We start from the raw sequence: 14,358 nt of genomic DNA on the forward strand, positions 1-14,358 counted from the left end.
GGGGGGCAGGGGACGGCCCCGGGGCAAGAGCTCCAGCGCGTCCGTGCGCGAGACGACCGGCCCCTCGCAGAGGATGGCCAGCCGCTCCACCAGGTTGCGCAGCTCGCGCACGTTGCCCGGGTAGTCATACGCGCTCATCACCGCGAGCGCGTCCGGCGACAGCGCCAGGGGCCGCCGCCCGTTCTTCGCGCAAGCCTCGCGCAGGAACGTGTCGATGAGGTCCGGCAGGTCCTCGCGGCGCTCACGCAGCGGCGGCGAGTGAATCTGCACGACGTTGATCCGGTAGTAGAGGTCCTCGCGGAAGCGCCCCGCGGCGATCTCCTTCTCCAGATTCTTGTTCGTCGCGGCGATGACGCGCACGTCCACCTTGAGCGTCTCCGCGCCGCCCACGCGCTCCAGTTCTCCCTCCTGGAGCACGCGCAGCAGCTTCGACTGCATCGCGGCCGGCATGTCGCCAATCTCGTCCAGGAAGAGGGTGCCCTCGTGCGCCAGCTCGAACTTGCCGCGCCGCACGCTCACCGCGCCGGTGAAGGCGCCCTTCTCATGGCCGAACAGCTCGCTCTCGATGAGGTCGTGCGGCACCGCGGCGCAGTTGAGCTTCACGAACGGCCCGCCCTTGCGCCGGGAGTTCTGGTGCAGCGCTCGCGCGATGAGCTCCTTGCCGGTGCCGTTCTCCCCGGTGATCAGCACGCGCCCCTCGCTGGGCGCCGTGCGCTGGATGAGGGAGAAGATGCGCTGCATGGCGGGCCCGCCGCCCACCATGTCGAAGCGGCCCAGCTGCGCGCGCAGCTCCTCCAGCTCCTCCATCGCCGCCTGGTGCTTGAGCGCGTTGCGCAGCGCCACCAGCAGCTTGTCGCGCGCCAGCGGCTTCTCCAGGAAGTCGCGCGCCCCCAGCTGCGTCGCCTTCACCGCCGTGTCGATGGTGCCGTGGCCGGACATCATGATGACGGGCAGGTCCGGCTTGAGCGCCGTGAGCTTCGCCAGCACCGTGAGGCCGTCCATGTCCGGCATCTTCACGTCCATCAACACGGCGTCCACCGGCCGCGCGCTCACCACGTCCAGCGCCACCTGCCCGCTGCTGGCCAGCTCCGTGCGGTAGCCGGCCAGCTGCAACGACTGGCTCAGGGTGAGGAGGATGTTCTTTTCGTCGTCAACGATGAGGACCGCAGCGGGCATGGGCAAACCGTTCACACTCTCACGGAAATAATCGGGGCATCAAGGGTCTCGTGTTGCCCGGAGGGGCAAGGAAAAGACAAATCTTTTGACTCTCCCCGGTGGGTGCGACTAGACGCGACAGCATCGGCCCGCTCCCTGTGGGCCTCTCTTTTCCCGTGGTTGCTGTCGGAGGAATGATGCGTCGGATTTCGCTTTGGGCCGGGTTGGCCCTCGCCGTGGCCGTGCTGACCGGGTGCCCGCCCACCTACCCCAAGTGCAACAACGACGAGCAGTGCCAGGAGAAGGGCGAGGTCTGCGTCCAGGGCCAGTGCCAGGAGTGCGCGACGGACGCGAACTGCCGCGAAGGCTTCACCTGCCAGGCCAACAAGTGCGCGCCCAAGCCGCCCGAGTGCACCACGGACGCGGCCTGTGGCACCGGCCGCATCTGTGAGGCCGGCAAGTGCGCCGAGGCCCAGTGCAAGGACGACTCCGCGTGCAACGGTGGCAAGTGCCAGGCCGGCCGCTGCCAGGCGCCCCGCGACACCTGCACCGCCAGCACCGACTGCGGTGAGGGCCAGGAGTGCCAGTCCGGCAAGTGCGTGACGGCGGACGCCTCCTCGCGCTGCGACTACTCGGCGGTGCGCTTCGGCTTCAACGAGTCCACCCTGGACTCCAGCGCGCAGTCCCGCCTGGGCGACCTGGCGGCCTGCATCAAGGCCAGCCAGGGCAAGATCACCCTGGGCGGCCACGCGGACGAGCGCGGCACGGAGGAGTACAACCTCCAGCTGTCCAACCGCCGCGCCGCGGCCGTGAAGCGCTACCTGGTCGACCTGGGCGTGCCGTCCAACCGGCTTTCCACGGTGGGCTATGGTGAGACCCGCCCGGTGTCCAGCGCGGCCACCGAGGAAGGCTGGGCGGAGAACCGCCGCGTGGAGTTCCAGCGCTAGTTCTGGGGTAGGCTCTGGCGCGCATGGCCGCCCTAGAGTCTGAAGCGCGTCAGTCCTACCTTGTCTTCGCGTGTGGAAGCAGTTGGTACGCGGTGCCCGCGGAAGCCGCGGCGGAGGTCGTTACCTTCCCCGAGCTGACGCGGGTACCGGGTTCCCCGCCCCACCTTCTGGGTGTGTTCGCGCATCGGGGTGAAGTCATCCCCGTCGTGGACATGAGCCTGCTGGTGGGCGGGGTTACCGCCGGGTCCCGCCGCGCCGTCCTGGTGCGGCTGTCCCGAGGCACCCTCGCCCTCACGGCCAGCAGCGTCGCCGGCGTGTCCGCGCTGATGGGACCGCTGGAGCCCCTGGGCCCCTCGGGCGTGCACGTCCACCTGCGCGGCCCCGTGAAGAGCGGCTCGCGCGACGTGGCCGTCATCGACCCGGAAGGCCTCTTCGACCATCTCAGCCAGGGCAGCTAGCCTCATGCTTCCCGCGGGCCGGGTCGAGGGGACGCTCCTGTGCCACGTGGGGCCGCACCGCATCGCCTTCGAGGCGGGCGAGGTGGCCTCCATCGCCGCGCCGGACGCGGGCACCGTGTCCGCCCACCGGGCCTTCCTGGGGGCCGGGGGCGCCCAGCGCGTGCTGGTGACGGCCACCGGAGGGACGGTGGGCGTGGACGGGCTGGAGATCGACTCGGAGGTGCTGTCCGTGCTGCCGCCCTCGCCGGTGGTGGCGGGGGCCTCCGGAGGCAGCCTGCGCGGCTTCGTCATCACGCGCGGGGTGCTCTGGCCGCTGTTGAGCCTGGACGCCTTCCAACGCTACCTGCGCGGGCTGGACGGGGAGGGCGCATGATGGCGCCGCTGGAAGTGCGCGCCCTGGGCCGCTGGACGACGCGGCCCCGCATCCCGGGCAGCTGCCTGGGCGTGGCCATCGCGTTCCTCCACATCCACCTGTCGCACACGCTGCCGGAGACCGGGCGCACGCCGCTGACGTGGCTGATGTTGGGCGCGCTCGTGCTCTTCATCAGCGTGGGGTACGCGCGCGACACGCGGGCCCTGCGCACGCTCTTCGCGCTGGGCGAGGGCCGGCTGCCCGCCACGTCCGAGCACCTGCTGGTGGCGGTCCAGGAGGTGGCGGCCATCCCCGGCCGCAGCTTCTGGTTCGTGATGCAGGGCTGGCTGGGCGGCACGCTGACGGTGGCCCTGGCCTTCCCCACCCTGGCGGACGTGCCGTGGACGGAGGGCGTGCGGGTGATGGTGCTGGGGCTGTCCATCGGGCCCCTGAGCGCCATGCTCACCTACCTGATGGTGGTGCGCCGCGCGCGGGCCACGTTGGACCGGCTGGTGTCGCTGGGGCTGGCGCCGCTGGAGGTGCTGGCCGCGCTGCCGCCCCGGCGCATGCACATCCGCCGCAGGCTGGTGGTCTTCACCGCCATCGCGGTCCTGAGCCCGTCGCTCTTCATCCTGGACGTGGCCTTCACGCGCACGGTGACGGTGGTGGACGCGTGGACCCAGGCCACCACGCCGGAGGCGCGCATGGAGGTGATGGCGCGGGCGCGCGAAGGAGGCGGGCCGCCCCTGGGGCTCATCGCGGGGATCGTCACGCTGCTCATCCTGGGCACCGCGGCGCTCGCGGGCACGGCGCTGTCGGAGCCCCTGCGCGCCATCACCGAGGACGCGACGCGCATCGCGCGCGGCGAGGTGCGGCCCCCGCGCGTCATCCACGCGGAGGACGAGGTGTGGGCCACCTCCGCGGCCTTCACCCAGATGCAGGTGCAGCTGGTGCAGGCCCTGTCGCAGCTCAAGCGGGCGGGCATTCAAATCTCCTCCACCACCGAGCAACTGGTGGCCACCAGCACGGAGCAGGAGGTGGGCGCGGACGAGCAGGCCGGGGCGCTCAACGCCACCAGCGCCACCACGGAGGAGCTGGCCCGGTCCGCGCAGCAGATCGCCGACAACGCGGAGTCCGTGTCCACCATCGCGGAGACGACCTTCGGCGCGGCGCAGTCCGGCCAGCGCGGCGCCACCGCCTTCCTGGGCGCCATGCAGCGCATGAAGGAGGACAACGAGGCCATCGCGGAGGCGGTCGTTCGCCTCAACAAGCGCGTGCAGCAGATTGGCAAGGTGGTGGAGTTCATCAACGAGATCGCCGACAAGTCGGACCTGCTGGCGCTCAACGCGGAGCTGGAGGGCACCAAGGCGGGCGAGGTGGGGCGGGGCTTCTCGCTGGTGGCGGCGGAGATGCGCCGGCTGGCGGAGAACGTCATCCGCTCCACGAAGGAGATTGAAGGCCTCATCGGGGAGATCCGCGACGCGACGAACGGCGCGGTGATGGCCACGGAGGCGGGGCTGAAGACGACGGAGCTGGGCACGCTGCTGGCGGCGCAGGTGGACGACAGCCTGAGCCTCATCCTGGAGCTGGCGCGGCAGACGTCGCACGCGGTGCGCAGCATCTCGCTGGCGACGCTGCAGCAGCAGACGGGCACGGATCAGCTCGCGGCGGCCATGGGGGACATCCTCCGCGTCACCGAGCAGAACGCCGCGGCCACCAAGCAGATGGTTGCGGCCAACGCGGACCTGTCCGCCCTGGCGGCGGACCTCCAGCACGTGGTGCGGCGCTTCCATGTCGAGCCGACTGGCGGCGAATCCACCGGAGCTTCCGGCGGGGCTCCTGTCGCGACGGGAGGTGGGTGACATGGACCACTCCTCGCGCTCGGACTCCCGGCGGGCCGCCTTCAGTCAGCAGCTGATGTTCCCCGTGCCGCTGGCGAACCTGGTCGGCTCCACGCTGGGGCTGCACTTCGCGTCGCTCGTGGTGGGCAGTCCGCTGTCCCAGAAGCTGGGGTCGCTCGTCGTCCTGGTGGTGGGCGTGAGCGCGCTGCACATGCTCCTGGGCGTGGGCGTGTCCCTGCGCCGCTTCCCCCGGCTGCGGGCCCTGGAGCGCGGAGTGCTGCCGCCCACGCCGGAGCACCTGGCGACGGCGGTGGGCGAGGTGGCGCGCGCGCCGGGCGAGGCGTTCTTCCGCTCGCTGGGGTTGTGGGCGCTGACCAACGGCGTTGTGGCGATGGCGCTCTGGTCGGCCATGGACCTGCCTGGGCACGTGACCCTGCGGGTCGCGGGGCTGGGTGCGCTGTTCGGCCCGCTCTCGTCGCTGCTCGTGTATGGGCTCGTCACGTTGAGGGCGCGGCGCGGTGTGCTGTGGGTGGCGGAGCAGGGGCTGACGCACGCGCAGGTCATCGCCGCGCTGCCCCGGCGCTCGCGCATCCGCGCGCGGCTGGTGGCCTTCACCGCCATCTGCGTGGTGACGCCCGCGGTGATGTGCGCGCAGGTCGTCACGGCGCTGACGGACCGGCTCTTCAACCGGCTGGTGGACGGAGGCAGCCCGGCCGCGCAGGGCGTGCTGGTGGACGCGTTCACGTCCAGCGCGCTCCTGTGCGCGGTGGTGTTCGGCCTGGCGCTGGCCACGGCGTACCTGGGCGGAACGCTGCTGGGGCGGCCCATGCGGGAGCTGTCCGGCGAGGCGCGCCGTATCGCCGCGGGCGACCTGGCCAGTCCCCGGCTGGTGCCCGCGGAGGACGAGGTGTGGGCGGTGTCCGCGGCCTTCACCACGATGCGCACGCACCTGGCGGACGTGCTCGCGGAGCTTCAGCGCGCGGGCTCGCAGATTTCGGCCACCACGGAGGAGATTCTCAGCACCTCCGGGCGCTACGAGGCCGGCGCCGCGGAGCAGGCCAGCAGCCTGGACGAGACGAGCGCCACCACGGAGGAACTGGCGCGCTCGGCGAAGCAGATCGCGGACAACGCGAGCTCGGTGGCGGAGATCGCCCAGCGCACGCTGGCGGCGGCCCAGGGCGGACAGCGCAGCGCGGAGTCCTTCCTGGGGGCCATGTCGCGCATGCGCCAGGACAACCACGCCATCGGCTCGGCGGTGGGGCGGCTGGACAAGCGCGTGCAGCAGATCGGGAAGATCGTCGAGTTCATCAACGGCGTCGCGGACAAGTCGGACCTGCTGGCGCTCAACGCGGAGCTGGAGGGCACCAAGGCGGGCGAGGTGGGGCGGGGCTTCTCGCTGGTGGCGGCGGAGATGCGCCGGCTGGCGGAGAACGTGCTGGAGTCCACGAAGGAGATTGAAGGACTCATCGAGGAGGTTCGCGAGGCCTCCGCCGCCGCGGTGACGGTGACGGGCGGCGGCGTGCGCGCGGTGGAGACGGGGACGGGGCTGGCGGAGCAGGTGTCCGAGTCGCTTCGGCAGATTGTCGACCTGGCGGGGCGGACGTCGGACTCGGTGCGGATCATCTCCCGGTCCACGCAGCAGCAGCAGGCGGGCACGGATCAGCTCGCGGAGACGATGGCGGACATCCTGCGCATCACGCAGCAGAGCCTCAACGCGACGAAGCAGGTGGGCGCGGCGAACGGGGACCTGTTGGGGTTGGCGCAGGACCTGCGCGGCGTGGTGGAGCGCTTCCAGATCCACCAGGCGACCCTGCGCAAGGGGGGCGGCGGGTGAACCCCAGCGAACGGCTCCTCAAGCAGTTCCGCGACCTGGTCACGGTCCGTCTGGAGCGCATCAACCGCTCCCTGATGGAGCTGGAGTCCGGGGGCAACCTGGAGGCCGGGCAGCGGGTGCTGCGCGAACTGCACGGGCTCAAGGGCGAGGCCCGGATGATGGGCTTCGGCGAAATCAACACGCTCGCGCACGAGATGGAGGAGTTGGTCCGGTGCGCGGAGCCGCAGCGCTACCGGCTGTCGTCGGAGTCCACCGACGCGCTGCTCGCCACGGCGGACACTGTGCTCGCGCTGTCGGGTGCGCTCCAGGCGGGAGAGCCGCTGCTGGCGGTGGAGACGCTGGTGGCGACGCTGCAGCAGCGGGTCATCGTGGAGTCCGCGCGTCCGGCAGAGGGTGGCCGGGCTTCGAAGTCAGAGGGCGCGTCGCACCTCATCGTGGCGGACCGCCGGGAGCCGTCCGGGGCCGTGGTCGTGCCCTCGCACTGGGGAACGCCCGCGTCACGCCCGGACGCACCGGTGGGCGCCGCCGCATCGCAGTTCCTCGCCACGGCCCTCCGGACAGAAGCCTCCGGGAGTCCGGCGGGTACGCACGGGGCGTCGTCCGCCGCAGGGGGCGCACCGGGCACCGCGCTCGGGAGCGCTGCTGCTGGCGCATCCCCAGGCTCGCACCTCGTCCATCCAGGTCACGGAGCGGCACCGGGCGCTGCGCACGGAAGTCCAGGACCTGGCCAGAGCGCGGGCGCCGCACCGGGCTCGCACGGTCTCCATCCGGGAGGCTCGGGCCATTCGCACCTCGTGGCTCCGGTGACGGGAAGCCCGGGGAGCGCACACCTCGTGGCTCCGGTGACGGGAAGCCCGGGGAGCGCACACCTCGTGGCCCCGGTGACGGCAAGCCCGGGGAGCGCACACCTCGTGGCTCCGGTGACGGGAAGCCCGGGGAGCGCACACCTCGTGGCTCCGGTGACGGGAAGCCCGGGGAGCGCACTCCTCGTGGCCCCAGTGACGGGAAGCCCGGGGAGCGCACACCTCGTGTCGCCCGCTCTTGGAAGCACGGGGGCGCACCTGGGTGGCGCCGCCGGCGGTTCAGGGAGCGCGCACCTCGTCGGCCCCGCGACGGGCACGTCCTCGAATCCAGCCGTGTCGCCCGGCACGCGGATGGTCGACACCGCCCGCTCGCGCCCGCCCGCCGCGTCGAAGCACGGAACCGCCACGGTGCGCACCGGCGACGTCCGCATGGACACGGCCGTGCGCATCGGCGTGGCCAGCCTGGACATGCTCACCAGCGCGGTCACCAACCTGGGCCAGGTGGCCCGCCGCCGCGAACTGGCCACCGCTCGCCGCCTGGAGCTTGTGCGCGAATTGAGCGAGCTGGCCCGGTCCGCGGAGGACCTGGGGCCCGCGGGCATCGCGCTCGCGGAGCGCCTGGGCCGCGCCAAGGAGCTGGCCGCCACCCTGCATCGCGAGGCCAAGCTGCTCGCCAACGCGGAGCTGCGCGACCTGGATCAGGTGTCGGAGGAGATCCAGGGCCTGCGCATGCTGCCCCTCTCCGTCCTCTTCGAACCCTATCCCCGCATGGTCCGCGACCTGGCGCGGGAGCTGGGCAAGGAGGTGGAGCTCGTCGTGGACGGCGAGGACACCCGCGCGGACCGCTCCGTCGTGGAGGCCCTGCGCGAACCGCTCATGCACCTGGTCCGCAACGCGCTGGACCACGGCCTGGAGACGCGCGTGGACCGCGTCGCCTCCGGCAAGCACCCCCGGGGCTGCCTCACCCTGCGCGCCGCCCGCGAGGGCAGCCGCATCATCCTGCGCGTGGAGGACGACGGCGCGGGCATGGATCCAGCGCTCCTGCGGCGCGTGGCCGTGCGCCGGGGCGTGCTGGACGAGCCCGCCGCCAACGCCCTCTCCGACGCCGCCGCGCGCGAGCTCGTCTTCCTGCCCGGCTTCACCTCGCGCGAGGTGGTCACCGACCTGTCAGGTCGGGGCGTGGGGCTGGATGCCGTGCGTACGTCCCTCCAGGCCCTGGGCGGCGACGTGGGCGTGGAGTCCGCGCCCGGCTGGGGCACCATCTTCACCCTGCGCGTCCCGGTGTCCCTCACCGTGGCGCCCCTGCTCTTCGTCCAGGTCTTCGACGAGACGCTCGCCCTGAGCGCCGTCCACGTCTCCCGCGCCCTCAAGGTGGACGCCTCCGAGGTGGGAGAGGTCGCCGGCCGGCCCATCCTCCGGATGGAGGGACGCGTGCTGCCCTTCGCCTCGCTGGCGTCGCTCCTGGGGCTGGCCACCGAGCGCCCGGCCCGGGAGGGAGAGCTGGTGCTGGTGGTGAAGGGCCAGGGCATGGAGGCCGCACTGGCGGTGGACCGGGTGCTGGAGGAGCGCGTCCAGGCCATCCTCCCCTTGAAGGGCATCCTCGCGCGCTACCCGCACCTCACCGGGGCCACGTCGCTCGCGGACGGGCGGCTGGCCATGGTGCTGTCCGCGGCCGCGCTGGCGGCGGCCGTGCATGGCACCGCGCCCCTGAAGCTCGCCCGGCCCCCGGTGCGCGCGCCCGCGCCTCGCCGCCGCCGCATCCTGGTGGTGGACGACTCGCCCCTCACCCGGGAACTGGTGGCCAACCTGCTGGAGGCGGTGGGGTACGACACCCTCCGGGCAGCGGACGGGCCCTCGGCGCTGGAGCAGCTGGGGCAGGAGGGGCCTCCGGTGGAGCTGGTCGTCACCGACCTGGAGATGCCGGAGATGGACGGCGTGGAGCTCACCCGGCGCCTGAAGGCGGACCCGGCCCGGCGCGGGCTGCCCGTCGTCATCCTCACCACCCGGGGAGGGGAGGCGGACCGGGCGCGTGGGTTGGCGGCCGGGGCGGACGGCTACATCACCAAGGGCGACCTCGTCCGCCAGGACCTGGTGGACGTCGTGGGGCGGCTCCTGGCCTGAAGTCCCCGAAGGCTCCGAGAGGCTCGGCGCCGCCGGAGAGCCGCCGGGAGACGCCTGGGGGCCCATCGCATTGCTATACTCCCGCGGCGCGTACGGGGTATTGAACGGACATGGGCAAGAAAGTGACGGTGCTGGTGGTGGATGACTCGGTCATCTGCCGTCAGCTCATCAGCGCGGCGTTGAGCGACGACCCGGACATCCTGGTCGTCGGCACCGCCGCGAACGGCCAGGAGGCCGTTGCCCTCACGAAGGAGCTGCGCCCCCACGTCATCACCATGGACGTGGACATGCCCGTCATGGACGGGCTCACGGCCGTGGAGCACATCATGGCCGAGTGCCCCACGCCCATCCTGGTGCTGACGGGCGATCCGCGCTCGCAGGCCCCCGCGCTGACGTACCGCGCGCTGGAGCTGGGCGCGCTGGCGCTGCAGATCAAGCCCTCCATCGACGCGGGGCCGGAGGCGTGGAACCTCACCAAGGAGGTGAAGCTCATCTCCTCCGTGCGCGTCATCCGCCATGTGCGCGGCCAGAAGCGCGGCCCGCCGGGGACGCCCCACACCCCGGTCGCGGTGCTGCCCGCGGCCTCCATGGGCATCGTCGCGGTGGCCGCCAGCACGGGCGGCCCGCAGGTGCTCTACCGGATGCTGTCGGAGCTGCCGGCGGACTTCCCGGCGCCCATCGTCATCGTCCAGCACATCAACGCCGCCTTCTCGGAGTCGCTGGCCAGCTGGCTCGCCAACGCGAGCAAGCTCAAGGTCCGGCTGGCGGTGGACGGGGACACGCTGCAGCCGGGGCTGGTGCTGGTGGCGCCGCCGGATCAGCACATGGTGGTGCCCGTGCGAGGCCGCGTGGCGCTCAAGCCCGGCGTGGAGCGCGACGGGCACATGCCCAGCGGCACCGTGCTGCTGGAGAGCGTGGCCAAGGTCTACGCCCGGCGCGCGGTGGGCGTGGTGCTCACCGGCATGGGCGCGGACGGGGCGGACGGGCTCCTGGCCATCAAGCAGGGCGGTGGGCTGGCGCTGGCGCAGAACGAGGAGTCCTGCGTGGTGTTCGGCATGCCGGGCGCGGCGGTGGAGCGCAAGGCGGTGGACCACCTCATCCACGGCGATGACGTCGCGGCCACCCTGGCGCGCCTGGCGCGCGGAGAGTCGCTGGCCGCAAGCCGCTGACCTCGCGCGCCATGACGTCCTCTCCCGAGCGCTGGACTCCCGTCCACGCCTGGCTCCAGGCCCACACGGGCATGGCGCTGAGCGGGGCCCAGCAGCGGCGGCTGGACGCGCGGCTGGACGCCCTGGGACACGGGCAGAGCGCGACGCGGCTGGTGGCGCACCTGCGCACGCCCACGGGAGCGGCGGACCTGGCGCGGTTGGTGGACGCGGTGGCGGTGCACACGTCGGAGGTGTTCCGGGACGAGGTGCAGCTGTCCGCCTTCCGCGAGCACGTGCTGTCGCCCCGGGTGCAGCGCTCCAAGACGCCGCTGCACGTGTGGAGCGCGGGCTGCGCGGCGGGCGAGGAGGTCGCCACGCTGCTCCTCCTGATGGCGCAGGAGGGCGCGGATCCCTCCAGCCGCGTGCTGGGCACGGACATCTCCGAACAGGTGCTGACCCGGGCGCGCGAATTGAGCTTCCTCGCGGATGCGCTCCGGCGCGTGCCGGAAGCCTCGCGCTCCCGCTACTTCGAGCCGAAGGGCCGGCGCCACTCGCTGGTGGCGTCGCTGCGCACGCAGGCGGAGTTCCGGCGCCACAACCTGATGGAAGCCCCGTATCCGGAGGCCCCCGGGGGCGGCGGGTTCGACATCATCTTCTGCCGCAACGTCCTCATCTACTTCACCCCGGAGGCCTTCCAGCGCACGGTGCGGAGCCTGAGCGAGCGGCTCGCGCCCGGCGGAGTGCTGGTGCTGTCCGCCGCGGAGCCGCTGCTCCAGGTGCCCCCGGAGTTGCGGCTGTTGCCCAGTGAGCACGCGTTCTTCTACGTGCGCGAGGACGCCGCGCCCGCGGAGCCTGTCCGGCCCAAGCGGGAATCCGGCCGGTTCCCGAGCATCGCCACCGGGCCCGCCGCGCCGAAGCCGGAAGCTCCGGCGGTTCCGCCCCCGGTTCCGCCCTCGGTTCCGGACGAAGCCGCGATGGCCCAGGCGGACTGGCTCTTCTCGTGCGTGCTGGACGGGGCCTCCACGGGCGTCCCGGACGAGAAGTCCGAGCGCGACCTGCGCCGGTGCCTGGACCTGGATCCGGACCACGTCGCCGCCCGCTACCTGCTGGGTCTCCTGCTGGAGCAGTGCGGCCAGCCCGGCGCCGCCCTGGAGGCCTACCGCCGGGCCCTGCGGGCGGTGGAGTCCGGGCGGGCGCGGCCGGTGCCCTTCTTCCTCAACCTGCCCCGGCTCCGGGTGGCCTGCGCCCGGGCGGTGGAGCGGCTGGAGGCGGAAGGGGCGCGCTGAAGGGCAGGGGGGCGGCCAGGCGCGATGGAAACAGAAGCGGCGCGCGGGGCACTTTGGACCTAGGATGCGCGGCCCATGCGCAGGCTCGTGCTCTTCGCCTTGTTGACCGCCGCCGTTCCCGGCTGTTTCTACCCCGCCGACCGCGGCCGTGCCCTGGAAGCCAAGGTGGACCGGCTGGGCGCGGACAACGCCAAGCTGGCCACGGAGCTGAAGGAGGCGCGCGACCAGCTCGCCGTCACCCAGCCGAAGCTCGACGAGAAGATCGCCCAGGTGACGCAGGCCCTGCAGAGCCTGGACACCGCCGCGCGCCGCAAGGACGCGGACATCGGCGTGCAGTTCCAGAAGACGGTGGAGGACCTGGCGCAGCTGCGCGGCCAGGTGGAGACGTACCTCTACAAGATTGGTGAGCTGGAGGCCGCGCTCGGCAAGAGCACGGAGGAGACCAACCAGCGGCTGCTGGCGCTCCAGGGCACGGAGGCGGTGAAGGAGGCCGAGGCCAAGAGGAAGGCCGAGGAGCTCCAGCGCCCCACGACCGCGAAGGACTTCATCGCGCTCGCGCAGGACAAGGCGAAGGCCGGCGACACGTTGATCGCGCGCCAGCTCTACAACGAGTTCGTGAAGAAGTGGCCCAAGGACGCGCTCGTGGGCGAGGCCCACTTCGGCCTGGGTGAGACGTACTTCACCGAGTCCAAGTGCCGCGAGGCCCTCTTCGAGTACGGCAAGGTGGTGCAGGACCACACGAAGACGCCGTCCGCGCCGGACGCGTACCTGCGCTCCTCCGACTGCTTCCTGAAGCTGAAGATGAAGGAGGAGTCGAAGCTGGCGCTGGAGGAGCTGGTGAAGAGCTACCCCAAGTCGGACGCGGCCAAGACGGCGAAGACGAAGCTGGCGGAGCTGGACAAGAAGCCCGCGCCCGCGCCTGCCCCCGCGCCCAAGAAGGCTAAGAAGTGATGAGCCCCCGCGCTCCCCGGCTCGCAGCCCTGGCGCTCCTGTTGTTCCTGCCGCTGGTGGCGGGGGCCGCGCCGAAGAAGCTCGTGCTGCTCTTCACCGGAGACAACGGGGGCGAAATCGCCCCCTGTGGTTGACGACACAACCCGTCTGGCGGTCTGGCCAGACGAAAGACGGTCCTGAACGAGGAGCGCGCGAAGGGCGTGCCGGTGCTCGCACTGGACGCGGGCAACGCGCTCTTCAAGACCCTGGCGGATGGCCAGGAGGCGAAGCTTCGCGCGGAGCTGCTCCTGGAGCAGTTGGACGCGCAGGGCTACGCGGCCATGGCCGTGGGCCAGCGCGACCTCGTGCTGGGCGTGGACTTCCTGAAGAAGAAGACGAAGGGCGCGAAGCTGAAGCTCGTGTCCGCGAACCTCGTGGATGCGAAGGGGCAGCCGCTCTTCCCCGCGTCGGTGGTGACGACGGTGGGCGGGCTGAAGGTGGGCATCATCGGCGTGTCCCCGGCGTCCGCGGACCCCAAGGCTCCGGCCGGCGGCTCCGAGGGCACGGCCTTCCTGCCCGAGGGTGTCCGGGGCCTGCCGGTGGGCCCGGCGGTGACCGCCGAGGTGAAGCGCCTGCGCCAGAAGGAGCAGGTGTCGCTGGTGGTGTTGCTCGCGGCGGTGCCCTACGTGGAGGCCGTGAAGCTGGCCCAGGGCGCCGAGGGCGTGGACTTCGTGGTGCAGTCGCACGACGGCCGGGGCGTGGGCATGGCGCAGCGCCAGGGCGTGTCCACGCTGGTGCCGCCCGGAGAGCGGGGCCGCCAGGTCGCGAAGCTGGAGCTGTCCGTGGAGGGCACCGGTCCCTTCGCGGACCTGTCCGAGGCGAACCGCGCCCGGGAGAGCCAGCGCATGGTGGAGGCGAACATCGCGCGGGTGCAGGAGCGCCTGAAGGCGGAGAAGAACGAGGACGCGCGCCGCTCGCTCCAGGAGACGCTGACCTCCTTCGAAGCACGTCGTGACGCCCTGGCCCGCACGGCGGCGGCGCAGGGCCCGGCGACGGGGCGCACGTACTTGCTGACATACCTGCAGCTGGGTACGGACGTGGCGTCGGATGCCGCCGTGCAGAAGCAGGTGGAGCGCGTCGAGCCGCCCGGCTCCGCGGGTCACTGAGCTTCCTCGCTCGCGGCCAACCCCGTCCATCCTGGGACGGGGGCGGAAACACCTGTTTCATCCCCTGTCGCGGGATGTGTCACGCCCGTTCCAGCCCTGCTGGAGAGCAGGCGGGCCCGGGGGCGTGGAACGCGTGGCAGGTCACTCTTCGACCGAATAATGTGATCAACAGGTTTCTGGCCTCCCCCACGCTGCTCGCACGACGAGTGGCAGGCCGCGCGTGATCGACATTTGCCGGCACTGACCCGAGGGCCCCGCGTCCAGATTTCCGGGCGTCCCTCCGGGCCGTGTCGCGTCCAGAGTTCGGAGTCATTTCG

Annotated in this window: 12 protein-coding genes; 11 read left to right on the top strand and 1 reads right to left on the bottom strand. The window is 72.2% G+C overall.

Annotated elements, in window-relative coordinates; all coding sequences use genetic code 11:
* Positions 1 to 1,176 (bottom strand): sigma-54 dependent transcriptional regulator (locus D7V77_RS09985; protein ID WP_139922455.1); only part of this gene is annotated, 1,176 nt, incomplete at its 3' end.
* 176 nt (positions 1,177 to 1,352) lie between these two features.
* Here D7V77_RS09985 and D7V77_RS09990 point away from each other — a divergent pair.
* From D7V77_RS09990 to D7V77_RS10035, 11 genes are all read left to right on the top strand, one after another.
* Entirely contained in the window at positions 1,353 to 2,102 is a 750-nt protein-coding gene (locus D7V77_RS09990) for an OmpA family protein (protein WP_120576045.1), read from the top strand.
* Positions 2,103 to 2,125: 23 nt separating this feature from the next.
* Positions 2,126 to 2,560, top strand: coding sequence for a chemotaxis protein CheW (locus D7V77_RS09995; RefSeq protein ID WP_120576036.1), 435 nt, complete (start codon positions 2,126 to 2,128; stop codon positions 2,558 to 2,560).
* A gap of 4 nt (positions 2,561 to 2,564) precedes the next feature.
* Positions 2,565 to 2,933: a protein CrdC gene (locus D7V77_RS10000; protein WP_120576037.1), complete on the top strand. Its 369-nt coding sequence runs from the start codon at positions 2,565 to 2,567 to the stop codon at positions 2,931 to 2,933.
* Positions 2,930 to 4,774, top strand: coding sequence for a methyl-accepting chemotaxis protein (locus tag D7V77_RS10005; RefSeq protein ID WP_120576038.1), 1,845 nt, complete (start codon positions 2,930 to 2,932; stop codon positions 4,772 to 4,774). The genes D7V77_RS10000 and D7V77_RS10005 overlap by 4 nt, the downstream gene beginning before the upstream one ends.
* Positions 4,704 to 6,587 (top strand): methyl-accepting chemotaxis protein, encoded by a 1,884-nt coding sequence (locus D7V77_RS10010; RefSeq protein ID WP_233596788.1) that lies wholly within the window; start codon positions 4,704 to 4,706, stop codon positions 6,585 to 6,587. The genes D7V77_RS10005 and D7V77_RS10010 overlap by 71 nt, the downstream gene beginning before the upstream one ends.
* Positions 6,584 to 9,511, top strand: a complete 2,928-nt coding sequence (locus D7V77_RS10015; protein ID WP_120576040.1) for a response regulator — start codon at positions 6,584 to 6,586, stop codon at positions 9,509 to 9,511. Before D7V77_RS10010 ends, D7V77_RS10015 begins: the two co-directional genes overlap by 4 nt.
* Positions 9,512 to 9,621: 110 nt before the next feature.
* The gene (cheB, locus tag D7V77_RS10020; RefSeq protein ID WP_120576041.1) at positions 9,622 to 10,680 is read left to right on the top strand and encodes a chemotaxis-specific protein-glutamate methyltransferase CheB; all 1,059 of its coding nucleotides are present in this window, start codon (positions 9,622 to 9,624) and stop codon (positions 10,678 to 10,680) included.
* An 11-nt stretch (positions 10,681 to 10,691) separates the two neighbouring features.
* The gene (locus D7V77_RS10025; protein ID WP_120576042.1) at positions 10,692 to 11,945 is read left to right on the top strand and encodes a protein-glutamate O-methyltransferase CheR; all 1,254 of its coding nucleotides are present in this window, start codon (positions 10,692 to 10,694) and stop codon (positions 11,943 to 11,945) included.
* A gap of 75 nt (positions 11,946 to 12,020) precedes the next feature.
* Positions 12,021 to 12,896: a tetratricopeptide repeat protein gene (locus D7V77_RS10030; RefSeq protein WP_120576043.1), complete on the top strand. Its 876-nt coding sequence runs from the start codon at positions 12,021 to 12,023 to the stop codon at positions 12,894 to 12,896.
* Entirely contained in the window at positions 12,896 to 13,030 is a 135-nt protein-coding gene (locus D7V77_RS45515; protein WP_255424564.1) for a hypothetical protein, read from the top strand. Before D7V77_RS10030 ends, D7V77_RS45515 begins: the two co-directional genes overlap by 1 nt.
* Positions 13,031 to 13,096: 66 nt before the next feature.
* Entirely contained in the window at positions 13,097 to 14,041 is a 945-nt protein-coding gene (locus D7V77_RS10035; protein WP_199733761.1) for a 5'-nucleotidase, read from the top strand.
* The last annotated feature ends 317 nt before the right edge of the window (positions 14,042 to 14,358 follow it).

This window comes from Corallococcus sp. CA041A, assembly GCF_003612075.1.
Classification (GTDB): domain Bacteria; phylum Myxococcota; class Myxococcia; order Myxococcales; family Myxococcaceae; genus Corallococcus; species Corallococcus exiguus.